This window comes from Comamonas trifloxystrobinivorans (genome assembly GCF_043359985.1).
In the GTDB taxonomy this organism is placed as follows: domain Bacteria; phylum Pseudomonadota; class Gammaproteobacteria; order Burkholderiales; family Burkholderiaceae_C; genus Comamonas; species Comamonas trifloxystrobinivorans.
On sequence record NZ_JBHZGV010000009.1, the window covers coordinates 206,640 to 229,674 of the forward strand.

18 protein-coding genes and 2 tRNA genes are annotated in these 23,035 nt (G+C 60.1%); 13 read left to right on the forward strand and 7 right to left on the reverse strand.

Annotated features, from left to right (window positions below; all coding sequences use genetic code 11):
* The first annotated feature begins 86 nt into the window (after positions 1–86).
* Genes ACFIQF_RS12790 through ACFIQF_RS12800 form a run of 3 tightly spaced genes read left to right on the forward strand, consistent with a single transcriptional unit; the run spans position 87 to position 4,540 of the window.
* On the forward strand, positions 87–3,641 hold the full coding sequence (locus tag ACFIQF_RS12790) for a pilus assembly protein (protein WP_393943340.1): 3,555 nt from the start codon (positions 87–89) through the stop codon (positions 3,639–3,641).
* A gap of 13 nt (positions 3,642–3,654) precedes the next feature.
* On the forward strand, positions 3,655–4,086 hold the full coding sequence (locus ACFIQF_RS12795; RefSeq protein ID WP_393943342.1) for a type IV pilin protein: 432 nt from the start codon (positions 3,655–3,657) through the stop codon (positions 4,084–4,086).
* 49 nt (positions 4,087–4,135) lie between these two features.
* Positions 4,136–4,540: a DUF4124 domain-containing protein gene (locus ACFIQF_RS12800; RefSeq protein ID WP_393943344.1), complete on the forward strand. Its 405-nt coding sequence runs from the start codon at positions 4,136–4,138 to the stop codon at positions 4,538–4,540.
* A gap of 16 nt (positions 4,541–4,556) precedes the next feature.
* On the opposite strand, the gene ACFIQF_RS12805 is transcribed toward ACFIQF_RS12800, so the two are convergent.
* The gene (locus ACFIQF_RS12805) at positions 4,557–6,707 is read right to left on the reverse strand and encodes a putative bifunctional diguanylate cyclase/phosphodiesterase (protein ID WP_393943345.1); all 2,151 of its coding nucleotides are present in this window, start codon (positions 6,705–6,707) and stop codon (positions 4,557–4,559) included.
* A gap of 521 nt (positions 6,708–7,228) precedes the next feature.
* Between ACFIQF_RS12805 and phaR the strand changes: the two genes are divergently transcribed.
* Complete coding sequence (gene phaR / locus ACFIQF_RS12810) at positions 7,229–7,783, forward strand: polyhydroxyalkanoate synthesis repressor PhaR (protein WP_393943347.1); 555 nt, start codon at positions 7,229–7,231, stop codon at positions 7,781–7,783.
* A gap of 170 nt (positions 7,784–7,953) precedes the next feature.
* Complete coding sequence (gene rimO / locus ACFIQF_RS12815; protein ID WP_393943348.1) at positions 7,954–9,369, forward strand: 30S ribosomal protein S12 methylthiotransferase RimO; 1,416 nt, start codon at positions 7,954–7,956, stop codon at positions 9,367–9,369.
* A gap of 87 nt (positions 9,370–9,456) precedes the next feature.
* On the opposite strand, the gene ACFIQF_RS12820 is transcribed toward rimO, so the two are convergent.
* The 5 genes from ACFIQF_RS12820 to earP all read right to left on the reverse strand — a co-directional run bounded on the left by ACFIQF_RS12820 (position 9,457) and on the right by earP (position 14,681).
* Positions 9,457–10,278 carry a PPK2 family polyphosphate kinase gene (locus tag ACFIQF_RS12820; RefSeq protein ID WP_393943415.1) on the reverse strand — a complete coding sequence of 274 codons (822 nt, stop codon included), beginning with the start codon at positions 10,276–10,278 and terminating at the stop codon, positions 9,457–9,459.
* A gap of 109 nt (positions 10,279–10,387) precedes the next feature.
* Positions 10,388–11,830: an MATE family efflux transporter gene (locus ACFIQF_RS12825; protein ID WP_393943350.1), complete on the reverse strand. Its 1,443-nt coding sequence runs from the start codon at positions 11,828–11,830 to the stop codon at positions 10,388–10,390.
* Between the two features lie 135 nt (positions 11,831–11,965).
* Positions 11,966–12,589 carry a DUF2239 family protein gene (locus ACFIQF_RS12830; protein ID WP_393943352.1) on the reverse strand — a complete coding sequence of 208 codons (624 nt, stop codon included), beginning with the start codon at positions 12,587–12,589 and terminating at the stop codon, positions 11,966–11,968.
* Between the two features lie 228 nt (positions 12,590–12,817).
* The gene (efp, locus tag ACFIQF_RS12835) at positions 12,818–13,372 is read right to left on the reverse strand and encodes an elongation factor P (RefSeq protein ID WP_393943353.1); all 555 of its coding nucleotides are present in this window, start codon (positions 13,370–13,372) and stop codon (positions 12,818–12,820) included.
* A 169-nt stretch (positions 13,373–13,541) separates the two neighbouring features.
* A complete protein-coding gene (earP, locus tag ACFIQF_RS12840) occupies positions 13,542–14,681 on the reverse strand; it encodes an elongation factor P maturation arginine rhamnosyltransferase EarP (RefSeq protein ID WP_393943354.1) in 1,140 nt (379 codons plus the stop codon).
* 115 nt (positions 14,682–14,796) lie between these two features.
* Here earP and ACFIQF_RS12845 point away from each other — a divergent pair, with 115 nt between their 5' ends.
* The 8 genes from ACFIQF_RS12845 (at position 14,797) to ACFIQF_RS12880 (ending at position 22,550) form a co-directional block, all read left to right on the forward strand.
* Positions 14,797–16,011, forward strand: coding sequence for a CaiB/BaiF CoA transferase family protein (locus ACFIQF_RS12845; RefSeq protein WP_393943355.1), 1,215 nt, complete (start codon positions 14,797–14,799; stop codon positions 16,009–16,011).
* Positions 16,012–16,111: 100 nt separating this feature from the next.
* A complete protein-coding gene (uvrC, locus tag ACFIQF_RS12850) occupies positions 16,112–18,094 on the forward strand; it encodes an excinuclease ABC subunit UvrC (RefSeq protein WP_393943356.1) in 1,983 nt (660 codons plus the stop codon).
* A gap of 145 nt (positions 18,095–18,239) precedes the next feature.
* Positions 18,240–18,806, forward strand: a complete 567-nt coding sequence (gene pgsA, locus ACFIQF_RS12855; RefSeq protein ID WP_393943358.1) for a CDP-diacylglycerol--glycerol-3-phosphate 3-phosphatidyltransferase — start codon at positions 18,240–18,242, stop codon at positions 18,804–18,806.
* A gap of 305 nt (positions 18,807–19,111) precedes the next feature.
* The gene (locus tag ACFIQF_RS12860) at positions 19,112–19,384 is read left to right on the forward strand and encodes an HU family DNA-binding protein (protein WP_021026954.1); all 273 of its coding nucleotides are present in this window, start codon (positions 19,112–19,114) and stop codon (positions 19,382–19,384) included.
* A 15-nt stretch (positions 19,385–19,399) separates the two neighbouring features.
* A tRNA-Val gene (locus ACFIQF_RS12865) sits at positions 19,400–19,475 on the forward strand.
* A gap of 481 nt (positions 19,476–19,956) precedes the next feature.
* On the forward strand, positions 19,957–21,870 hold the full coding sequence (locus tag ACFIQF_RS12870; protein ID WP_393943361.1) for a SurA N-terminal domain-containing protein: 1,914 nt from the start codon (positions 19,957–19,959) through the stop codon (positions 21,868–21,870).
* A 62-nt stretch (positions 21,871–21,932) separates the two neighbouring features.
* A tRNA-His gene (locus ACFIQF_RS12875) sits at positions 21,933–22,008 on the forward strand.
* Positions 22,009–22,280: 272 nt separating this feature from the next.
* Complete coding sequence (locus ACFIQF_RS12880; RefSeq protein WP_393943362.1) at positions 22,281–22,550, forward strand: hypothetical protein; 270 nt, start codon at positions 22,281–22,283, stop codon at positions 22,548–22,550.
* Here ACFIQF_RS12880 and ACFIQF_RS12885 read toward each other — a convergent pair.
* Positions 22,547–23,035, reverse strand: a complete 489-nt coding sequence (locus ACFIQF_RS12885; RefSeq protein WP_393943363.1) for a hypothetical protein — start codon at positions 23,033–23,035, stop codon at positions 22,547–22,549. The genes ACFIQF_RS12880 and ACFIQF_RS12885 overlap by 4 nt on opposite strands.

Below are 23,035 nucleotides of genomic sequence, written 5' to 3' on the forward strand. Positions count from 1 at the left end.
GCGCGCAGTTGCATCAGGCCCGTTGCCTGAGCACTGTGCAGAGCGTTGGCTCAAAACCCTAAGCATAGAGTAGAGAGGAAACCACCATGCCCACCACTTTGCCACTTGGCTACCGCAAAACCTGGATAGCCCTGGCCGCCTGCGCTGCACTGGTGCCACGAGCCGCATGGTCGCTGGATCTGGCCACTGCTCCGCCGGGGACGGTGGTGCCCTATGTGGCGCCCAATGTGATTGTCTCGATCGACGATTCGGGCAGCATGAACTTCCAGATCACGAACACCAGCCAAGGTCAGCAAAATATCACCGAACCCGGAGCAAACGGTGTGTGGAACAACCGGGCAGCACGGGTAAACATTCTCAAATATGCGCTTGACCAGGTGTTCAGTGATACCACGCTGTTGCCCGACAACAAGATCCGCTTGGCTTGGCAGGCCATGCACAACAATGCGGGCTCGGCGGGCGCCAAGAATGTCAACAGTGCGAGCATGCAAGAGAATTCCATGCGTCCGCTGGACAGTACACACCGCGCCAATTTTTTGAAGTTCGTCAAAAATATCCGGCCAAACGGTGGTACTCCCACGCACCTGATGCTCAAGCAAGCCGATGAGTACATGCGCCGCTCGCTCAGCGTCAACAGTCCTTGGGCTTCGATTCCGGGCAAACAGAGCACGCCCTATCTGGCATGTCGGCGCAACTACCACATTGTGTTTACCGACGGGCGCTGGAACGGTGCCGTATCTGGTGGATCGCGCGATAACAACAAGGTGAACTTTGTTTTGCCGGACGGCACGGCGTACGGCAGCACCAATGCAGCAGACCAGGCCAGGAACCGGCTCTACAGCGATAGCTACGCTGATACCTTGGCGGATTGGGCTTTTTACAGCTGGTCTACCCGTTTGCAGTCGTCCGGGCTGACGGGGGAAATGCAGCCAGATGCCGCATACGTCGGGGCGCCAGCCAGCGAGAATTTTGGCAAAGACAGCGTGAATCGAGACGCAATTTTGCAGCGCTACTGGAACCCCAAATACAACCCGGCCACCTGGCCGCACATGGTGACCTACACCATCGGTATCAGCAACGATGCAACGACCTGGCCCTCTGCACCCAGCATCATCGCGCCCACAGAAAAAGTGCCATTTGGCTATGACGGCAGTTTCCAGGATCTGGTGACGGGCCATAAAACCTGGCCTGTGATGAACAATGAGAAAGTCCGTGCCCTGGATCTGTGGCACGCAGCGCTCAACGGCCGCGGGCGCTTTTATTCGGTGATGACCGGGCAGGATCTGGAAAAAGCCTTCCGCGACATCATTGGCCAGATCAACACCCAGACCGAGCCCAGCCTCAGCACTGGCGCGGTCAGCGGTGCCAATTCCACGCAAAATGCAGTGGGGGTTTTTACCGCCAGCTACGAGCCCAAAGACGGCTGGCTGGGCTCGGTCAAAGCTTACCAGGTGAGTAGCAATGGCCAGCAGAACGCGGTCTGGAATGGGCGGGGAACGTCGACATTGTTGGATGCGCGAGGCTCCAACTCGCGGGCAATTCTGACCTGGGGCGATACCGTCAAACGCGGAGTGCCTTTCCGCTGGGCCGCCGACGAAATCAATCTGAGCACCGCGCAAAAAGCTGCCTTGCAAACCAATACGACGGGAAGTGTGGAGGCCGTGGCCAAGGGGCAGGAGCGGCTCAGCTATATCCGGGGCGACCGCAGCAAAGAGCAGAGCAATGGCGGCACTTTGCGCAATCGCGTCTCAGTTCAGGGAGACATTGTCAATTCCGAGATCTGGTATGTGGGCAAGCCTTCCAGCAACTACGCTGAAAACAGCTATTTGAGCTTTGTCAGCGCCCAGAGCAACCGCATGCCCATGTTGTATGTGGGCGGTAACGACGGCATGCTGCATGGCTTTGCCGCAGACGATGGCAGCGAAAAATTCGCCTATGTTCCGCGCGGCGTCATCCCCAACCTGAGCCGCTTGAGCGACCTTGGCTACGACAACAACCACCGCTATTTTGTCGATGGCTCGCCGATGACCGGCGATGTGAACCTGGGCTCGGCGGGCTCTGCCAACTGGCGCACCTTGCTGGTGGGCACCCTGGGTGCGGGTGGCAAGGGGTATTTTGTGCTGGACGTCACCGACCCGGCGAGCGGCTTTGCCGAAAGCAAAGCCAACCAGGTGGTGGTGATGGACAAGAGCTTACACGCCAGCGAAGGCCAAGCCAATTGCGCAGCACTGGCGGGAGCGCTGAAAACAGCTTGCGAAACCGATGCCGACATGGGCCACATCACTGCGCAACCGGTGCGCGACGACACCAATATGCTGCGAGCCACACAGATTACGCAGCTCAACAACAACCGCTGGGCGGTGGTGCTGGGCAATGGCTACAACAGCGCCAATGGCCGGCCGGTGTTGTTGATCCAATACCTGGACGGTGCCAAGGAAACCTTGCGCCTGGTGGCCACCGGCGCCACCACCAAAGCCAATTGCAGTAGCAATGTGCTGAATGGCGGCAGCTGTGCCAATATCACGGACAACGGTTTGTCAGCGCCCCGCCTGGTAGATATCAACGGTGATGGCCGTCCTGATGTGGCCTACGCGGGCGACAACAAAGGCAATATGTGGAAGTTTCTGCTGAGCTCGGACAACTCGGCCCAATGGGGTGTTGCCCAGTGGGGGACACAGGCAGCCAGCACCAGCAACCTGACGACGACGGGTACGCCGCTGTACACGGCCAAGGGCGGCACAACTGGTTCGCCCTCGGTGCGGACCTTGGCTCAGCCCATCACTGCCGCGCCCACCGTGCGTTCCAACGAGCGCACCAAGAAGGTGACTGAGGCCGGTGTCCAAAAAACTGTCAGCGTCGGCGGGTTGATGGTGGCCTTTGGCACTGGCCGCAATGTGAGCACCACCGACCCGGACGACAACAATGTGCAGAGCATTTATTCTGTGCTCGACAACACCCGCTACAAATTGGTGGGTTCCAACAAAGACCGTGTGCAAGTGTGCGCATCGACCTCGGATTCGGAATGCAGCAGCGTTGTTAAAACCAGTGCTGATTTGCCCCGGGCTGTCAGCACCACGCTCAATGGGCCGGGGCCCTTGGTGCAGCACCGCATCAGCAGCACGGCGGTCTACAGCCGTACCGCCGACAAGCGAGATTTCTGGACGGTAGATGCACCAGCCCCTGCAGCGGGCGAACCCAGCTGGACCATGGACTGGAACACCTACCAGGGCTGGTACCTGGATTTACCCGAGCTGGGCGAGCGCTTGCTGAACCCCATGGACTTTTACAGCGGCAGCAATATGCTGGCCGTGTTCAGCCGGGTGCCGGCACGTGGCTCGCGCGCTGACGTGACGGTGGAAAGCTGCGAATCGGGCAGTCCGACAGCGGCACGCCAGTACCTGACCTTGCTGAACATCATGGATGGCAAGCGGCCCAGCATCCAGGTTTTTGACACCAACAACGATGGTGTATTTAGCCTGTCTGGCGACTTGGGCGCCTCGCGCATGAGTGTGAGCGCCGGTCCGCAAAGCATGCTCAAGATCGATGGAGCAGACGGCAGTGCCAAGATTCAGATTGATGACACCTTGAACGCCGATTTCCCAGAAAAATCATTGCGCCCCACCTGGCGCCAGCCCAAGTGACGGAGCGCTCCCCATGCCAGTAAAACGCCAAACCAACCGGGGTTTCACGCTCGTCGAGGTGATGATCGTGGTGGCCATCTTGGCTATTTTGACGGCCATAGCCTTGCCCACCTACAAGGAATATGTGTTCCGCAGCCACCGGTCCGACGCCCAAGCGGGCCTGCTGCAAGCCGCGCAGTGGCTGGAGCGGGCAGCCACCGCTAACGGTAACTATCCCACGGCATTGCCGCAAGCGCTGACCTGGAGCAGCGATACGAGCAAGCGCTATACCATCAGCTTTGTCAGTGGCAATAGCACCACCAGCTATACCTTGCAGGCCGTGCCTAAGGCTGGCGGCGCACAGGCCAACGACCGCTGTGGCACCTTCCGGCTCAGCTACAACGGAGAGCAAAGCAATACCAATTTGGCGTCGGGCACGAGCAGCAAAGACTGCTGGGGCCACTGAGGCAGGCCTCGCGCATAATGCCGTTATCGATGCGTGACGAGGAGGGCTTATGCCAAGCAAACGACAGTGGGCACTGGCTTGGGGGCTGTGTGCATTGCTGACCCATGGCGGTGCCTGGGCCATCAACCAATGTGTGGGGCCGGATGGCAAAGTCAGCTTTCAGGATGCGCCATGTGCCCCTGAGCAAACGTCCAAAGAGGTCGACCTGACTCCCAGCAGCAAAGGCATTACGCCTACCCAAGGCAGTGCGCCGCGGCCCGCGCAACGCAAGCCAGCGCCCAGCGCGGCCGCCAGTGCACCAGCGTCGCAAGCCAAGGTAGAAAGGCCGGCTGATTGTCCCTCGCCCGAGGAAATGCAAAAGCTGCAAGTGCAGGCCGAATCAATTGCGCTGCCGCTGCCCATCCGCAACCAGAACCGCCAGGAGTTCGAGGCGCTCAAGGCCCGCTGTCAGTGAGCCTGGGACGGCAGACTCAGCGATCGGGCTGGCTGAGCAAGCTGGCTATGGTCTGCTCGGGCATGGCGCGGCCAAATAAGTAGCCTTGGCCAATGCGGCAGCCGGCCGTCATCAGCACGGCGCGCTGCTCCTGGGTTTCTATGCCTTCTGCCACGATGTCCAGTGACAGGTCGGTGCCCAGTTGGCACATGGCTTTGACGATGGCCAGGATGGCGCGCTCGTGCGTCATGCGCTGGACAAAGCTTTTGTCGATCTTCAGGCAATCGACCGGGTAGTCGCGCAGATCGGTGAAGGACGAATGGCCGGTGCCAAAGTCGTCCAGCGCAATGCGCACCCCCGCTTGTTTGAGCATGGTCAGCGCACGTGCCACGAGCTCCGAGCCACGATCGCCGAGGATGTATTCGGTGATCTCCAGCTCGACCAGGTGCATGGGAATGTGGAAATGCTGCAGACGCCTGAGCATGCGCTCGGCAAAGTCGTCGCGCAAAAACTCCACCGGCGCCGCATTGATCGAGATCGGGCGCACCGTCAGGCCTTGCGCCAGCCAGCGCGCAATATCGGCAAACACCTTGGTCTGCATGGCGTCGCTGATGCGGGTGGCCAGTTCGTAATCTTTGAAAGCCTCGGCCACCGTATACGGGCTTTGGATGCTGCCGTCTTCGGCCTGCCAGCGCAGCAGGGCTTCGAAGCCGACGATCTTTCCGCTGTCGATGTTCACCTTGGGCTGGTAGTAGGGAATGACCAGGCGGTCGCGCACAATCTCGCGTGCTTGGTTGACCTGCGAGGCGGCACGCATGGCGGCCGCATGCATCTCGGAGCTGAACATGCGCACGCCGCCGCGGCCGGTGGCTTTCATGTCGTTCAAGGCCGTGTCCGCGCACTTGAGCAGGCCCGAGGTGTCGCGGGCATCGCGCGGGAAGAGGGCGCAGCCGATGCTCATGCCGCCATTGATCGGTTTGCCGGCATAGGTGATGGGGGCGTTGATCTGCTGGCGCACGATTTCAGCCAGGTTCAGCAGATCGGTCTCATCGGCGATATGGCGAATGGCAATCGCAAACTCGTCACCACCCAGGCGCGCCAGTACCGAGCTGGCCGGCAGCAGGCTGGCCAGGCGGCGTGAGAGCACGCGCAACAAATGGTCGCCTGCCACATGGCCCAGCGTGTCATTGATGTGCTTGAAATGGTCCAGGTCAAGCAGCATCACGCCAAACTGCAGATGGTTTTCGCGTGAATGCTTGATGATTTGTTTGACCTTGCCTTTGAAGGCGCGTCGGTTGGGCAGGCCGGTCAGGTCGTCAAGCTCGCTGGCGTCGCGCATCTGCAGCTCGGCCGAGCGCTGCAAGGTAATGTCGCGCGAGACGCAGAGAATGCCGCTGGTGCTGCCGTCCGCCGTTTTGATGGGTGTGAGAATGTTGTCCCAGTATTGGGGCTTTTGACCAGGAATCACGCTCATGCCGTCGAAGCGTGCGTTTTTGCCGCCCACCGCCAAGCGCAGGGCACGTTTGCCACGCTGACGAATCTCGGGCGGTAACAGGTTCAGCCACTGCATGCCAAAGCCGGAATCGGGTGCCACGCCCAGCGCCAGGCAGCCTGAACGGTTCATGTGGGAGAGCGAGCCGTCGGGCCGGATGATCTTGATGCAATCCACACTGACATCGAGCATGCGTGTTTGCGCCAGCATGCTCTCTTGCAGGCTGTGCTCGTGGTCCACCCGGTCGTGGATGTCGACTGCGCTCAGCAGCCACACGGGCTGCTCCTCGTCCATGACACGCATGCTGCGCGCTTGCACGCGGCACCAGCGGTACTGGCCGCTGTGGTGGCGCAGGCGCACATCGCAAGCAAAAGCCGGCTCACTTTGCTCACTGCTGCGGGTCTGTTGCCACAAGGTGTGGATAACGAGCGAATCGTCGGGGTGCAGTTGGCAGGTCCAGTCAGGGCCTGCGGCCAGCAATTGGTCGGCACCAGCCCAGTCTTGCCAAGACTGGCTCCAATAGGCGGTGTCGGTGGCGCTGCCTGGCAACCAGGCCAGCTGGGGCATGTGCTGGATCAAGATTTGCAGTTGCGCCAAGCCCGGCCCAGGGGGGGTGGCGGTGCTGGATTCGTCCAGGCGTACCGGGGCAACAGCAGCGGCGGGCTGCTGGCGGCGGCGCAAATAATGGACGTCCATGGACACGTTTTTTTGTGGGTAGCGCGGGCAATGCCAGCTACGGCTTTGATTTTGTTAAAAAGAGTATAACCACTCTGGCCTGACTTGGCCTTTGCATACAAAGCCTAATTGCTGCTGTTTGTGAATGGATTTATAAGAGAAAAGGCGGGAATACGCGGTATTGATAGCAAATTTGATATCGGTATCATAAATTTTATGAAATAATTTAACAATGATGAAAATAAACTAACTCTATTGGTTAATTTGTTTTGTCTATTTCAGCATGTATTGATGATGCGCAAACTTTTCATGGCCGCCGAGTAGCAACATGGTTGTTGGTTTGCGGTGGCGTGCTTGTAAGAAAAAGTTGCATTTGCTGTTTTTTGGGGAATGCGGTGGCAGCCGGCGCCGCACTATCAGGGTAAATGCTGCGGCGCAATAGCGTCCCCGGCTCACTACAATCAAGCCGACTGGTTGCCTCGTCAGCAGGCATCCGCGTCCTTCGCTAAGCAGACACTTCAGGCCAGAGATAGGAGATCCGCGTGTCGGAAAACACCCCAGGAACCACCGCCGCTTCCGAGCGCGTCATCAAGAAATACCCCAACCGCCGTCTGTACGATACGCAAACTTCGGCCTACATCACGCTCGCCGAGGTCAAGGGCCTGGTGATGCAAAGCGAGCCCATCGTGGTCAAGGATGCCAAGACCGGTGAAGACCTGACGCGCAGCATTCTGCTGCAGATCATTCTGGAAGAAGAAGCGGGCGGCGCGCCCATGTTCACCGAGGCCATGCTGGCCAACATCATTCGCTTCTATGGCCATGCCATGCAAGGCTTCATGGGCTCGTACCTGGAGCGCAATGTGCAGCTGTTCACCGAAATGCAGTCGCGCTTTGCCGAGCAGATGAAGGGCGCTTCGCCCGATGTGTGGCGCAATTTCATGGGCCTGCAGATGCCCGCCATGCAAGGCATGCCCGATATGTCGGCCGCCGCTGGCAACTACCAGGCGCAGTCGCAGCAGTTCTTCCAGCAGATGCAAGAGCAAATGCAAAAGCAGACCGAGCAAATGCTGGCCGCTTTTGGCATGAAGCGGCCTTGATGCGGCGCGGCTAGTACCAGCCGCTCACTAATTGATAGCTGCCAACGCTTGGCTGCAAGCGTTGGCAGCTGTTTCGTTTTGGGCGCTGAGCGCTCGCAGCGGCAGTACCAACACCCGGACAAACCCTAGCGCTGTCGCCTGCTTGGCAAAACTGCGAAAATACCGCCCCTATGACCGACACCACGACCTCCACGATTTCTGCCCCCGAGACGGCCAAGACCCCGAAAGTGGGCTTCGTCTCGCTCGGGTGCCCCAAGGCGCTGACCGACAGCGAGTTGATCCTCACGCAGCTCAGCGCCGAGGGCTACCAGACCTCGAAGACTTTCGAGGGCGCGGATCTGGTGATCGTCAACACCTGCGGTTTTATCGACGATGCTGTCAAGGAGAGCCTCGACACCATTGGCGAAGCGCTGGCGGCCAATGGCAAGGTGATCGTGACCGGTTGCCTGGGCGCCAAGGCGGGCAAGGAAGGCGGCTCCTCGATGGTGGCTGAGGTGCACCCGAGTGTGCTGGCCGTGACCGGCCCGCATGCCACGCAAGAGGTGATGGATGCGGTGCACACGCACTTGCCCAAGCCGCACGATCCGTTTGTCGATCTGGTGCCGGGCAGCTTTGGTGATGCCGGCATCAAGCTCACGCCCAAGCACTATGCGTATTTGAAGATATCCGAAGGCTGCAACCACCGCTGCACCTTCTGCATCATCCCCAGCATGCGTGGCGATCTGGTTTCGCGCCCGATTGGCGATGTGCTCAAGGAAGCCAAGGCGCTGTTTGAAGGCGGCGTCAAAGAGCTGCTGGTGATCAGCCAGGATACGTCCGCCTATGGCGTGGATGTGAAGTACCGCACCGGTTTCTGGGACGGCAAGCCTGTCAAAACCCGCATGCTGGAGCTGACCGAAGAGCTGGGCAAGCTGGCCGCGCAGCACGGTGCCTGGGTGCGCCTGCACTATGTCTACCCGTACCCGACGGTTGACAATATTCTGCCGCTGATGGCTGAAGGCAAGATCTTGCCGTACCTCGATGTGCCGCTGCAGCACAGCCACCCCGATGTTTTGAAGCGCATGAAGCGCCCCGCCTCTGGCGAGAAAAACCTGGACCGCATCCGCGAATGGCGCAAGATTTGCCCTGAGCTGGTGATCCGCTCCACCTTTATCGCGGGTTTCCCTGGCGAAACCGAAGAAGAATTTGAGCACCTGCTCGATTTCATCCGTGAGGCCGAGATTGACCGCGCTGGCTGCTTTGCCTACAGCCCGGTCGAAGGCGCTACCGCCAACGAGCTGCCCGGCATGCTGCCCGAGGAAGTGCGCGAGGCCCGCCGCGCCCGCTTCATGGAAGTGGCCGAGGAAGTGTCCACCCAGCGCTTGCAACGCCGTGTGGGCCAGGTCATGAAGGTGCTGGTGGACAAGGCGGTGAGCATGGGCAAGAAAGGCGGCGTGGGCCGCACTTACGCCGATGCGCCCGAGATTGATGGCGTGGTGCACATTCTGCCGCCCGAAAAAGCCAGCAAGACCTACAAGGTGGGTGATCTGATCAGCGTGCGCATCGTGCGCACCCAAGGCCACGATCTGGTGGGCCAGCCTGTATAAGCCCAGGCGCTCCGCTCAAAAAAACTGCCAGCCGCTGTTGCCAGCGCTGGCAGTTTTTTCTTGAGGATTTGGCAATGCAGCGCGAGCTCACTCCACCTTCAAACCCACGAGCTCTGGAAAATCCTCCGGGTACTGCGGCTTCATGTCCAGCAAAGTGTGGTTGAGCAAGGTGTTGATCATCAGGTTGCGGTGCAGTTTGTCGTCCGCCGGGATCACATACCAGGGCGCATGCGCGGTGGAGGTGGCCTCCAGCAGGTCTTCATAGGCTTTTTGGTAAGCGTCCCATTGTTTGCGCACATCGAGATCGCCGAGGCTGAATTTCCAGCGTTTCTCGGGTTCGTCTATGCGCTCTTGCAAGCGGCGGCGTTGCTCGTCCTTGCTGATGTGCAGCATGCACTTGAGCACGGTGGTGCCGTTCTCGGTCAACAGGCGCTCAAAATCGTTGATCTGCGTGTAGCGCTGCTGCAGCGTTTGCTTGTTGATCCAGCCATTGACGCCGGGCACCAGCACGTCTTCGTAGTGGCTGCGGTTCCACACGCCGATCTCACCTTTGGCAGGCACCACTGCATGGCAGCGCCACAAATAGTCGTGCGCCAACTCGTCCTTGGTGGGCGTTTTGAAGGTGGCCAGGCGCACACCCATTGGGCTGGTGTGTTTGAACACGCCGCGCACCGTGCCGTCTTTGCCGGCAGCGTCCATGCCTTGCAGCACTAGCAAGATGGAGCGCTGGCGCTCGGCCTGCAAGGGCTGGATGAGCTGGGCGAGCTGCTGGTTCAGCGTCTTCAGGTCTTTTTCCTGGTCTTTGCTGCTGCCATGCGCAAACGGCGTGCTGGCAGGGTTGTAGTTGGCAAGCTTGACCTTGCCTTTGCTGGGAATGCGGAAGTTGCTGAGATCGGCCATGGTGTGCAGTGAGTCGGTTGCAGCTGCCGATGATTTCAGTTTTTGTGCCCGCTGTCACCGCCGGGCGCGGCAAAAGCGCCACGGGCTAACAAATGCTCACACCGTGCGCGAATCTTGCTCAGACCAGCTTGCGGATGGGGCGCTTTTTCCACACTGCGTGGTAGTACCAGGCTTGCAAACCCAGGGTGATGCCGTAAGACAGCGGGAACGCCAGCCAGATGCCGACCAGCCCGAAGCGCTGGCTCAGCAGCCAGGCCAGTGGCAGCTCCAGCACGGCCAGCACGCCAATGGTGATGGCGGTCGGCATCACCACATCGCCGCTGGCGCGCATCAGCGACGACAGCGAGGCAAAGGCGCCGAACAGCAGGCCGCTCCACAGCACGATGTAAAGCAGCTCTACGGCCGTGTGCAGCACTTCGGCGTTGGTGATGAAAATACCCAGCAAGGGCCGTGCAAAGATGGAGCCCAGCAAGGCTGTGGCACTGCCCAGCAGCACGGTAAAGAGCATGGCCGTGCGTGCTATGGCGGGCAGGCGGGCATTGTCGTCCGCGCCGATGGATTGGGCGGCCAGGATGGACGAGGTAATCGCCACCGAGATCAGCGGAAACTGCGCGAAGGAATTGATCTGGTTGACTGCGCCAAATGCGGCGGTGGCATCGGAGCCAAAGCCGTTGACCAGCGCCATCACCACCAAGCCGGCCAGCGAGGTGGCGATCATCAGCACGCCCGTGGGCACGCCCACATGCAACACGCCTTTGAGCAGCTCGCGGTCTATGCGCAAGGCTTTGAGCAAAGCCCGGTTGGGCGCCAGCACGCTGCCTTGGCGGTACAGGTGCACGCCCAGCCAGAGCAGCGATACCGAGAAGCCCAGAATCATCGACACCGCTGCGCTGGTAACGCCCAGTTGCGGCAAGCCCCACCAGCCGGCAATCAGCGCCGGCGTGCTGACCAGGCCGATGGCGGTGGACAGAATCAGCGACCACATGGGCGACAGCGTATCGCCCACGCCGCGCAGTAGCGAAGTGGCCAGCAAAAACACGAACAGCCCGGGCATGCCCAGCAGCACGATACGCGAGTAAGTGGTGGCTTGTTCCAGAATGTCGGCCGGCGTGCCCAGCAACTGCATGATGGGGCGCGTAAACAGGCCGCCAAACAGCGCCACCACGGCACCAAACAGCAGGCCCATCAGCAAGGTAGTGCCGGCAATGGCGCGCACTTTTTGGATTTGGCCCGCACCCCAGGCCTGGCCGATCAGCACCGAGCCACCGGCACCCAGGCCAATGATGAAGGCGATGAAAACAAACATCACCGGGAAGAACGAGGCCACCGCTGCCAGGGCTTTGACGCCCATCATCTGGCCCAGGAACATGGTGTTGAGCGTGCCCGAGAGCGACTGCAGGATGTTCGACAGAATCATCGGCCCCAGAAAGACCAGGAACAGGCGCCACAGTGGGCGGCGCGCACCCAGCCCGTCAGGCGAGCGGCGGGTGGTGGTGCTTGGGCTGGCCGCTGCTGGCGGTGTGCCGGCAGGGCTCGAAGAGGCGGGGTTGGGAGCAGACATGGATTTCTCCATTTTGGCTGCTAAAGCGAAGCTGGAGGCGCTTGGTGGAGCATTGCGCCGCCGAACGGCAGCGGGCCGGTGGCAACTGTGTGTTTGTTGCTGCAGCAGCAGTGTGGGCTGGCTTGCTGGTGGCGCTCAGTCCTTGCTGGGCCAGACCGGGCGGCTGAGCTGGTGCAGGTAGGCTTGCACATCATCCGGCCAGGTTTGTGTTTGCAGCTGGAAGGCTGCTTCCTTTTTGGCGAACAGCGCGCGGCAGGCTTCTTCAAAGCCGGGCTGGTCGCCCGCCATCTCTTGCATGAAGCGGTAAGTTGCCTCGGAGGCAGCGCGCTGCGCATCCTGGGCCGCATGCGCGTTGCGGGCGTCGTCAATCAGCCGGCGCAAGGCTGCGGAGGCGCCGCCGGGTTGGTGGTTGAGCCATTCCCAGTGGCGCGGCAGCAAGGTGACTTCGCGCGAGACCACGCCCAGTTTGGGCCGGCCCACGGCGCGGGCGGGGCGGTCGGAGGCGGCCGCTGCAGCAATGGGCGCCGGGCTGGGCTGGGCGGCTTGTTGTGCCAGTTGGGCGAGTTCGGCGCGCCAGTTCAAGTCCAGGCGCAGGCCGGTGCTGTCGTCAAACACCCACAGCGCCTGGCCGCTGCCGGCAGGATGCAGTTCGTCATGGTTTTGCAGGTAGCGCAGCACGCTCAGGCGGTCGGCCTGTAGCATGCGGTGCGGTCCTTGAAAAATGGTCAAACGTGCGGCGGTGGCGGAATCTGGGCTCATGACAGGCGATCGAGAAATGCAGGGTTGGCGCCGGATTCTACCGGGGCAAAACCGCGGATTTATTTTAAATGGGTAAAAATATGTATCGCGCCTGTCAGCCAAGCGCTGATCTGTGTGTCAGGCCCGGGCCGGGGAGTGCTTTGCCCGCCAGGCAGGCATAAAAAAACCTCCAAGCCAAAGGCTGGGAGGTTTTTCTGCCGTGCTGCTGGCCGTGGGGCCAGCGGGGCATTACACGCGCTTGCGGTATTCGCCGGTGCGGGTGTCGATTTCGATCTTGTCTTCCTGGCCCACGAACAAAGGCACGGAGACTTCAAAACCGGTAGCGATCTTGGCAGGCTTGAGCACCTTGCCCGAGGTGTCGCCCTTGACGGCGGGTTCGGTCCAGGTGATTTCGCGCACGATGGTGGTGGGCAGTTCGACCGAAATGGCCTTGCCGTCGTAGAACACCACTTCGGCGGTCATGCCGTCTTCCAGGTAGTTCAGGGCGTCAGCCATGTTTTCGGCTTCCACTTCGTACTGGTTGTAGTCGGCGTCCATCCACACGTACATGGGGTCGGCGAAGTACGAATAGGTGCAATCCTTCTTGTCCAGGATCACGTTGTCGATCTTGTCGTCGGCCTTGAACACGTTTTCCGTGCCGAAGTTGCCAATCAGGCTCTTGAGCTTCATGCGCACGGTAGCTGCACCACGGCCGCCACGAGCGTATTCGGTCTTCAGAACAATCATGGGGTCTTTGCCGAACATGATCACGTTGCCAGCGCGGATTTCTTGAGCGATTTTCATAACAGTGTTTGCCTGTGTTGGAGCCGCTCAAACTGCTAAGGGCGGCAAGTGTCTCGTCGACTGGCTGTGCTGCGCCGTAGCTAGTTCCGCGGCGTGGTGCGCATCTTCGCTTGCCGCAGCTTATACCGAGGTACTTGGACGGCCGCAAATATGCGCAAAGACTAAGATTCTAACCTTTTTCGGCCGCAAACGCTATCAGCTGATCGGCAAGACTGGCCTGCGCTTGCAGTTGCGAGCGGGCAGCCAGCACGCAGGCACGCCATTCCTGCAGCAAGCGAGGGCTGAGCAGCGGCCATGTTGCAGACTGGGTTTTTAGGCCCAGCGCTGCGGCGGGCACCCCGTTCCACAGCGCATGCCACTGGCGCAAGCTGTCGGGGGCTTGCAACCAATCCAGAAAAGCGCGCAGCTTGTCGTGATGGGCATCGTCTTCTTGCGGGTAGATGTGCCATACCAGCGGCTGGCCAGCCCACAGGGCGCGAACCAGCGAATCTTCGCCGCGCACCATGTTCAGGTCGCTGGCCCACAGCAATTCGTCAAAGCCAGCTTGGTCGGTGGCGGTCAGCGGGATGCGCTGAACCAGATCGCCGTTGCCTGGCAGCTGTTGCATGGCTCGTTCTGCCCGGCCCGGCGTAACGGCCACGCTGGTTTGCGTTGCCAATGGCGATTGTTGCAAGGCGGCCCACCAGCTGGCCAGGCCAGGCGGCTCGTAGCAAAACAGCGAAACCAGCGTTTGCTCGGCTTGCACATGGCGCGCTGCACGCCAGTGCTGGCGGTCAAAGTGCTGTTGGCGCTCTGTCAAATCAGTCTCGCGCAGCAGGCCGCCGGTGTTTGCCGTGAAGCCGGGGTAAAAGAACCAGCGCGTCCAGCCCGCAGCCGGCCCGAAGCTGATGGGTGAGGGCAGGCGGTGCATGCGCGCCACATAGTCTTCGGCCGACAGGTATTCCAGATTGATCCAGACCGGCGGCTTGCCAGTGCCCACTTGCCGGGCCAGCGCTGCGATATAAGCCTCCGGCGGATAGCAGCCGAACGCTTCCACCACCACTTGGGGCGGCTCGTTTTGCAATTGTGTTTGTTCCTGCGGGCTGAGCTGCTGCGGCCAGGGCAGAACGCTGATGTGCTCGGCACCCGCTGGCGCCATCCACTGCAGCGCACTGGCATCGTCCACGCGCAGCCGCACTTGCTGACCACGCGCAGCCAGGTTGCAAGCCAGGCGCCAGCACACACCGATGTCGCCAAAGTTGTCTATGACTTGGCAAAAAATATCCCAGATTGGGCGCGGATGGGCTGTGGGGCTTGGCGTATCGGTCATCAGGACGGCGATGATAGAGCAGTCTCGAACAGTGCAGCGCCGATGCACTGCGCCAGTTGCACTGCGCCACAATATCCCCATCGAAGATGGAATAAAGCAAGCAGGAGAAAGCAATATGGAGACAAGCACCGCCCAACCCAGCCCGATGGCCTTGCAAGGCGTCAAGGTGGTCGAGATGGGCCAGCTGATTGCCGGGCCGTTTTGCGGCAAAACTTTGGGGGAGTTTGGTGCCGAGGTGGTCAAGATCGAAGCCACCGGCACGGGCGACCCGCTGCGCAACTGGCGTTTGCTGCAAGACGGCACCTCGGTATGGTGGCAGGTGCAGTCGCGCAACAAAAAATCGGTGGCGCTCGATTTGCGCCAGCCCGAGGCGCAAGACATTGCACGCCGCCTGATTGCCGAGGCCGATGTGCTGGTGGAGAACTTTCGCCCCGGCACGCTCGAAGCCTGGGGCATGTCGCCCGAGGAGTTGCATGCGCTCAACCCGGGCCTGGTGATGCTGCGCATCTCCGGCTACGGCCAGACAGGGCCGTACCGCGATCTGCCCGGCTTTGGCGTGATTGGCGAGGCCATGGGCGGCCTGCGCCACCTGACCGCCGAGCCCGGCCGCGTGCCGGTGCGCGTGGGCGTCTCGATTGGCGACACGCTGGCAGCGCTGCATGGCGTTATCGGTGTGATGATGGCGCTCTACCACCGCAAAGTGAATGGAGGCGCGGGCCAGGTGATCGACGTGGCTTTGCACGAAGCCGTCTTCAATGTGATGGAAAGCCTGATCCCCGAATACAGCGCCTTTGGCGTGGTGCGCGAGGCCGCTGGCAGCGCGCTGCCGGGCATTGCGCCATCCAACGCTTACCCTTGCCAAGACGGTTGGGTGCTGGTGGCAGGCAATGGCGACAGCATCTTCAAACGGCTGATGGACACCATCGGCCGTTCCGACCTGGGCCAGGCGCCCGATTTGGCCGGCAACGCCGGCCGCGTGGCACGGGTGCAAGAGATTGACGCTGCCATTGGTGCCTGGACCAGCGAGCGCCAGATTGCCGAGGTGATGGATGCACTGGCCGCCGCCCGCGTGCCCGCCGGCAAGGTCTACACCGCCAAAGACATTGCGGAGGACCCGCATTACCGCGCGCGCCAAATGCTCTTGCAGCAACAAACGCGCGACGGCCACACGCTCGAGGTCCCCGGCATTGTGCCCAAGCTCAGCGGCACGCCTGGCACCGTGCGCAGCAGTGCGCCGCACCTGGGGGATGACACCGATGCGGTTCTGTCCGGCATGGGGTTGAATGCACAGCAGATTGCCGCATTGCGCGAGCGCGGCATCGTTCAATAAATCTTTAAAGTGCCGGGTTGCCTGGGGCTGGGCGCGTGTGTGCACCAGAGAAATTGCCAAGCAGGCAATAGCCGCAGGCTGGGCATTGCACAATAGCGCCATGCCCAGTCCCGCGCATTCTCCCGAACTTCTCGCCCAGGTTGCCGCACTGCCCGCCATGCCGGGCGTGTACCGCTATTTCGACGCGAGCGACGCGCTGCTCTACGTGGGCAAGGCCATCAACCTCAAGCGCCGCGTCTCCAGCTACTTCCACAAAGACCATGGCGGCACGCGCATCGGCCACATGGTCAGCAAGATCGTGCGCATGGAAACCACAGTGGTGCGCTCCGAGGCGGAGGCGCTGCTGCTGGAAAACAACCTGATCAAGACGCTGCACCCCAAGTACAACATCTTGTTCCGGGACGACAAAAGCTACCCCTATCTGAAAATCACCGGCCAGACTTTCAGCGATGGTGACGTGAAAGCGCCGCCCAGCCAGTGCTACCCGCGCGTGGCCTATTACCGTGGCGCTACCGACAAAAAACACCGCTACTTTGGCCCTTACCCCAATGCCTGGGCGGTCAAAGAAACCATCTTGCTGCTGCAAAAAGTCTTCCGCTTGCGTACTTGCGAAGACAGTGTTTTTGCCAATCGCACACGGCCTTGCTTGCTCTACCAGATCAAGCGTTGCAGTGGGCCTTGTGTGGACCATATTGCGCCCGAGGCATACGCCGCCGACGTAGCCAACGCAGCAGCCATGCTGCGCGGCGAGACCGATGCGCTGCTCAAATCGATGGAGGCGCGCATGCTGGCGCACTCCGACAAGCTGGAGTTCGAGCAGGCGGCCGAGATTCGCAACCAGATCAAGGCGCTGGCCAGCGTGCTGCACCAGCAAAGCGTGGAAACCACGGACGACCGCGATGTCGACATCCTGGCCGTGCAAGTGCAAGGCGGCAAAGCCTGCGTCAACCTGGCCATGGTGCGCGGCGGCCGCCATCTGGGCGATCGCGCTTACTTTCCGGTGCATGTGGACGACAACAGCGTCATCACCCAGGCCGATCTGGAAGAAAACCAAGCTGCACAGCTGCAACCCAATGGCGAGCCGTTGGCCAAGAAATCGGTCGAGGCCGAAGTGCTGGAGGCCTTCATTGCCCAGCACTATTTGCAAGTGGCGCCGCCGCCGGTGCTGGTGGTGAGTGAGCCTGTGGATGCGGGCCTGCTGCAAGCCTTGTCGGAGCAAACCGGCGCACGCATAGCAGCGGTTTCGCAGCCGCGCGAGGAGCGCCGCGTCTGGCTGGAAATGGCGCAGAAAAATGCGCAACTGCAATTGGCGCGTTTGCTGGCGGAAGAGGGCTCGCAGCAAGCACGCACGCGGGCGCTGGTGGAGGCGCTGGATTTGCCGCAAGACGATATCGACCAACTCATCATCGAATGCTTCGACATCTCTCACACCGGGGGCGAGAACACGCAGGCCTCGTGCGTGGTCTTCCACCACCACAAGATGCAAAGCAGCGAATACCGGCGCTACAAAATCGACGGCATCACCGGCGGTGACGACTACGCTGCCATGCGCCAGGTCTTGACGCGGCGCTACAGCAAAGTGGCCGAGGCGCAGCGCGATGCTGGCGGTGCCGAGGTGGCCACCGGCAGTGCGCGGCTGCCCGACATTGTGCTGATCGACGGCGGCAAAGGGCAGGTGGGCGTGGCACGCGAAGTGTTCACCGAACTGGGTCTGGATTTGTCGCGCATTGTCGGCGTGGAAAAAGGCGAAGGCCGCAAGGTGGGTTTGGAAGAGTTGGTCTTCTGCGACGGCCGCGACAAAGTCTATCTGGGCAAGGATTCGGCGGCGCTGATGCTGGTGGCGCAGATCCGCGACGAGGCCCACCGCTTTGCCATCACCGGCATGCGCGCTGCGCGGGCCAAGGTGCGTGTGGGCGGCAGCAGCCTGGAGGAAATTCCCGGCGTCGGCCCCAAAAAACGTGCCCGCCTGCTGCAGCGCTTTGGCGGCGTGCGCGGCGTGCAAGACGCCAGTGTGCAAGACCTGATGACGGTGGAAGGCATCTCGGAAACACTGGCCGAGGCCATCTACCAGGCGCTGCATTGAAAGCATCCGATGGCGCGGTGCTCCATGTTGCTGCACTGATCGATTCTTTCGGTTGGTGCATCGGCGTGTCGGCCGGCGCCGCAAGTCGCCGCTCCGCGACGCTGGCCGCAGCCTTGTTACAGCATTGCGTGCCACAATACGCCCCATGTTTTTCACCATCCCCACCATCATGACGTGGACGCGCATTGTCGCGATTCCGCTCATCGTCGGCCTGTACTACTCGCCGCTGGACATGGCCACGAAAAATCTGTGGGCCAGCATCTTGTTTGTGGTGTTTGCCTTCACCGACTGGCTCGACGGATTTCTGGCGCGCAAGCTCAACCAGACCTCGTCCTTCGGGGCTTTTCTCGATCCGGTGGCGGACAAGTTTCTGGTCTGTGCCTCGCTGCTGGTGCTGGTGTATCTGCAGCGTGCCGACGTGTTTGTGGCGCTGATCATCATCGGCCGCGAAATCGCCATCTCGGCGCTGCGCGAATGGATGGCGCGTATCGGTGCCAGCAAGAGCGTGGCGGTGCACATGATCGGCAAGGTCAAGACGACGGTGCAGATGGTGGCGATTCCCTTTTTGCTCTACGACGGCAAGATCGGCCCGGTCGACACCGGCGTCTGGGGCACCTGGCTGATCTGGCTGGCAGCGGTGCTCACCGTTTGGTCGATGGTGTACTACCTGCAAAAGGCGTTGCCAGAAATCAAGGCTAGGGTTGATTCGTAGTACAAGCGCGCCGGTTTGCGCTAGACTTCATCGCGTCTGGGCGGCCAAAGTGGCTGGCAAGGCTGGCTGGGCTTGGCCTGCCAGTGGCTGCAGGCCACGGAGACAGGCGAAAAAAAGTGATTTTTTTCGCGGGCACCCAGAAATTTCCGTCTAGAATCCTTTCCACACCGAGGCGCTGGTGACGCAACAAATGTTTCTCCAGCGGTGTTGTTTTTTGCGATTTGAGGCTTTACGAGTTTTGTCCGTACTGCTGATAATTTCAAAGGACACACTTCCTTAACTCTCTTGATATATAGAGGCTGCTTGTGAATAAAACTGAACTCATTGAGCACATTGCTAATAATGCTGACATCTCCAAGGCTGCTGCTGCTCGCGCACTGGAGTCCACCATTGACGCAGTGAAGAAGACCTTGAAAAAAGGTGGCACAGTCTCTTTGGTAGGTTTTGGTACCTTTGCTGTTGGTAAGCGTGCAGCTCGTACGGGTCGTAACCCCCGCACCGGCGCAGCGATCAAGATCAAGGCTGCCAAGGTGCCTAAATTCCGTCCAGGCAAGGCCCTGAAGGATGCACTGAACTAATTCCGGTTTTAGGTGGGGTGCTTAGCTCAGTTGGTAGAGCGGCGCCCTTACAAGGCGTAGGTCAGCGGTTCGACCCCGTTAGCACCCACCACCACCACCCAGAAATCCCCTTGGAGCAATCCAAGGGGATTTTTCTTTTGTGCCCCGTTCCTGTGGCATGGCTAAGGCTTGATGACTTTTCTGCCAAGTGCTAGTGGCGAAGCGGGGCAGCAAGCAGGTGCTGACAAATTCGATCTGTTCGATGCTCCTTTGCCTGCAGTGACATACCCGCAATGAGATGCGGCGCGCCAACAGACCGGGCGTTTGCCCTGGGTACTAATGGGGGCTAAAGCGCTTTCGGGGTAAACTGCACGTTTCCCGCGCGCGAGTGCAGGTATAAAAACGAACAATCTACGCCTTGTTGCGGTTGGGTTGGAGCGAGGTGTTGGCTGGGGGTCGCAGGTCTTGGATGCAGCAAGGGGTGCCCTTGCCGGTTGCAGGTCGGCGGTTGGCCACCATCCATATCCAACTATCAACGTACAAGGGCGAACGACAGTTCGCCTTTTCTTATTTCATGTCCAGAAAGTTAGACGATGTTTGAAACCATCCGCAAGTACTCCAAGGTGCTGATGTATCCGCTGTTCTTGCTGATCATTCTGTCTTTTGTTTTGGTGGGGGTGAACCAGAACTACTTCACCGAAAAAAGCCCGGTTGTAGCCAAGGTGGCCGGCACCGAGATCACCCAAATGGATTGGGACAATGCGCACCGCTTGGAAACCGATCGCATGCGCCAGCAAAACCCCAATATGGATGCCAAGTGGATGGATGGCGCTGATGCACGCTACGCCACCTTGGAGCGCATGGTGCGTGACCGCGTGCTCGATGCAGCCACCAAGAAAATGCATTTGACGGTGGACAACGCTACGCTGAGCCGCGCTTTGCTGGACATTCCGCAAATCGCTGCGCTGAAAAAGCCCGATGGCAGCCTGGACGTCGAAGCCTACCGCGCTCTGGTGGGTGCGCAGAACATGACGCCCGAAGGCTTTGAAGCCGGCCTGCGCCGTGACTTGGCCGTGCGCCAAGTGCTGGGTGGAGTGGCCAATACATCGTTTGTTACCGATGGCCAAGCCCAATCGGCCATGAACGCGCTCTACCAACAGCGCGAAATCCAGGTTGCCAAGTTTGATGCCAAGAGCTTTGTGGCCCAGGTCAAGCCCAGCGATGCCGATCTGGAAACCTTCTACAAGGCCAACCAGGAAATGTTCCGCCAGCAAGAGCAATCGAGCATCGAATACGTCGTGCTCAATGCCGATGCTGTCAAAGGCATGATCCAGCCGAACGAAGAAGACCTGCGCACCTACTACAAAGAGAACCTGAACCGCTTCATGGACCAGGAGCAGCGCCGTGCCAGCCACATCCTGATCAACGCGCCACAGTCCATGTCGGCGGCCGATCGTGAAAAAGCCAAGCAACGTGCCGAAGCGCTGCTGGCCGAAGTCAAGGCCAACCCGGCGCAGTTTGCCGAGATCGCCAAGAAGAATTCGCAAGACACCAGCTCGGCAGTCAACGGCGGCGAGTTGCCGCTGTTCAAAAAGGGCGACATGGTTCAGCCTTTCGAAGAAGCCGCCTTTGCTTTGAAGTCCGGTGAAATCAGTGGCTTGGTCACCACCGAATACGGCTACCACATCATCAAGATGGGCGAAGTCAAAACCCCCCGCACCCCGACGTTTGAAGAACTGCGCGCCAAGATCGAAGAAGAAGTACGCTCGCAACAAGTGCAGAAAAAGTACGCTGAAGCCGCTGAAACCTTCTCGAACATGGTGTTCGAGCAATCCGACAGCCTGCAACCCGTGGCGGACAAGCTGGGCCTGAAGATCCAGAAGGCCGAGCACATCACCCGCAAGCCGGCAGCTGGCGCCACCGGTGCCCTGGCCAACCAGACTTTCCTGGAAGCCCTGTTCTCCAGCGATGCATTGCAAAACAAGCGCAACACCGAATCCATCGAAGTGGCGCCCAGCACCCTGGTGTCGGGCCGCGTCGTGACCCACCAGGATGCGCGTATCCTGCCTTTCGAAGAAGTTAAAGCCAAGGCCAGCGAACTCTACATCGCACAGCAATCTGCCGAACTGGCACGCAAAGAAGGCGAAGCCAAGCTGGCAGCCTGGAAGGCGGACGCTGCGGGTGCCAGCTTGGCCGCACCCATCGTGGTCTCGCGTCAGGATGTGAAGGGTCAGCCTGCTGCTCTGATCAACGCTGCCATGCAGGCCAAGGTGGGTGACGCCGCCAGCTGGACCGGGGTCGACCTGGGCAAGGACGGCTACGCCGTGGTGCGTATCAACAAGCTGGTGCCGCGTGCCGAAGATACGGCAGAAGCCCGCCTGGCCCAAAAGCAAGAGCTGGAACGCCTGCAAACCTACGCCGAAACCATGGCCTACTACGATTTGCTCAAGGAGCGTTTCAAGGTCCAGATGAAGGTGTCCCGCCCCCAAGCAGGACAAACTTCATAAAAATAGGCGAATTAACCAAGAGCCTGTAAATTTGTAGCTATAATCATGGCTTCACCAACACGGTGGCTGTAGCTCAGTTGGTAGAGTCCAGGATTGTGATTCCTGTTGTCGTGGGTTCGAGCCCCATCAGCCACCCCATATAAAATAAAGAAACCCTGCTATTTAAAAGATAGCGGGGTTTTTTGTTTTTCAGCTCTTACAGACTGTTTGCAGACTGCGGTACAAAGTTTTGTGATCGATTGGGCCGTTTCCAGTCTGCTGGGGAACGGTCGCTCCAGCATATTTGTCCAGACTTTGCTTTTTTCAGGTGTTACGGGTGTGGCAGGTGTAATTCCTTTTAAAGTCAGTGTGTTACGGTGATACACCGTGCCACACCACACGCCTATGGTGTAACACCTGGAGGTGTGCCCATGCCTGACGATGACTCCATAGCCAAGCTGCTCGCCGAATTGAGGGAACAGCTGGACATCCTCACCCACGCTGTCAAAGCGCTTAGCGTGCAACATGGCGGGCGCCTGAACCGTCAGCAGTTTGCTGACCGCCTGGGCATTCACCGCAACACGCTGGCCGCCTTCTTGGCACGAGATCACACCATGCCGCGCCCTGGCAATGATGGCAAATGGATGCTGACCGAGATCATCGACTGGGAGCTAAGGTCGCAGCTCAAGCGCTACCTTTAGCCGTAACCTTCCCTGTAACCTTGGCCGCAAGCAGCTTTGATGCCAGAAGGTGCTGTCAGGAGACGCTTCTCCAGGGCCTCTACTTTGGCGAGCATCGTGGATGCCATCTCACTAACTGCGCGATTGGTCTCAATCTGGCCGGCTTGCGTTGCGGCGCCAGCCATAAGAGTGGCCAGCATGCGATCTTCGGTTGGCGTCAGCGTCAGGACTTCGTCCCCAATTTCGACCTTTACCAGGCCGCCAGCCAAAATCGTCTTGCTAATGGCTCGGGCTGGCGGGTGCACCTCGACCGGTACATATTCGCCCTTGAGGAAGCGCTTGATTCGCTCGCGCTCAGCAAGGGCTTTGATGCGGTCATCGACCTTGGTCAACGGCAGGCCCGTCAACTCTTGTACCGTGTGGCGTGTCGAACGCTGCCCAAGGTTATACAACTCTACGATTGCATCGTAGACACGCTCGGTGCTGGTTGCTTCAGATGCCAACAT

Excerpts from the sequence above, each read along its gene's own strand:
- ACFIQF_RS12790 (WP_393943340.1), top strand. The coding sequence starts at position 87 with ATGCCCACCACTTTGCCACTTGGCTACCGCAAAACCTGGATAGCCCTG.
- ACFIQF_RS12795 (WP_393943342.1), top strand. The coding sequence starts at position 3,655 with ATGCCAGTAAAACGCCAAACCAACCGGGGTTTCACGCTCGTCGAGGTG.
- ACFIQF_RS12800 (WP_393943344.1), top strand. The coding sequence starts at position 4,136 with ATGCCAAGCAAACGACAGTGGGCACTGGCTTGGGGGCTGTGTGCATTG.
- ACFIQF_RS12805 (WP_393943345.1), bottom strand. The coding sequence starts at position 6,707 with ATGGACGTCCATTATTTGCGCCGCCGCCAGCAGCCCGCCGCTGCTGTT.
- rimO (WP_393943348.1), top strand. The coding sequence starts at position 7,954 with ATGACCGACACCACGACCTCCACGATTTCTGCCCCCGAGACGGCCAAG.
- ACFIQF_RS12825 (WP_393943350.1), bottom strand. The coding sequence starts at position 11,830 with ATGTCTGCTCCCAACCCCGCCTCTTCGAGCCCTGCCGGCACACCGCCA.
- ACFIQF_RS12830 (WP_393943352.1), bottom strand. The coding sequence starts at position 12,589 with ATGAGCCCAGATTCCGCCACCGCCGCACGTTTGACCATTTTTCAAGGA.
- efp (WP_393943353.1), bottom strand. The coding sequence starts at position 13,372 with ATGAAAATCGCTCAAGAAATCCGCGCTGGCAACGTGATCATGTTCGGC.
- earP (WP_393943354.1), bottom strand. The coding sequence starts at position 14,681 with ATGACCGATACGCCAAGCCCCACAGCCCATCCGCGCCCAATCTGGGAT.
- ACFIQF_RS12845 (WP_393943355.1), top strand. The coding sequence starts at position 14,797 with ATGGAGACAAGCACCGCCCAACCCAGCCCGATGGCCTTGCAAGGCGTC.
- uvrC (WP_393943356.1), top strand. The coding sequence starts at position 16,112 with ATGCCCAGTCCCGCGCATTCTCCCGAACTTCTCGCCCAGGTTGCCGCA.
- pgsA (WP_393943358.1), top strand. The coding sequence starts at position 18,240 with ATGTTTTTCACCATCCCCACCATCATGACGTGGACGCGCATTGTCGCG.
- ACFIQF_RS12870 (WP_393943361.1), top strand. The coding sequence starts at position 19,957 with ATGTTTGAAACCATCCGCAAGTACTCCAAGGTGCTGATGTATCCGCTG.
- ACFIQF_RS12880 (WP_393943362.1), top strand. The coding sequence starts at position 22,281 with ATGCCTGACGATGACTCCATAGCCAAGCTGCTCGCCGAATTGAGGGAA.
- ACFIQF_RS12885 (WP_393943363.1), bottom strand. The coding sequence starts at position 23,035 with ATGTTGGCATCTGAAGCAACCAGCACCGAGCGTGTCTACGATGCAATC.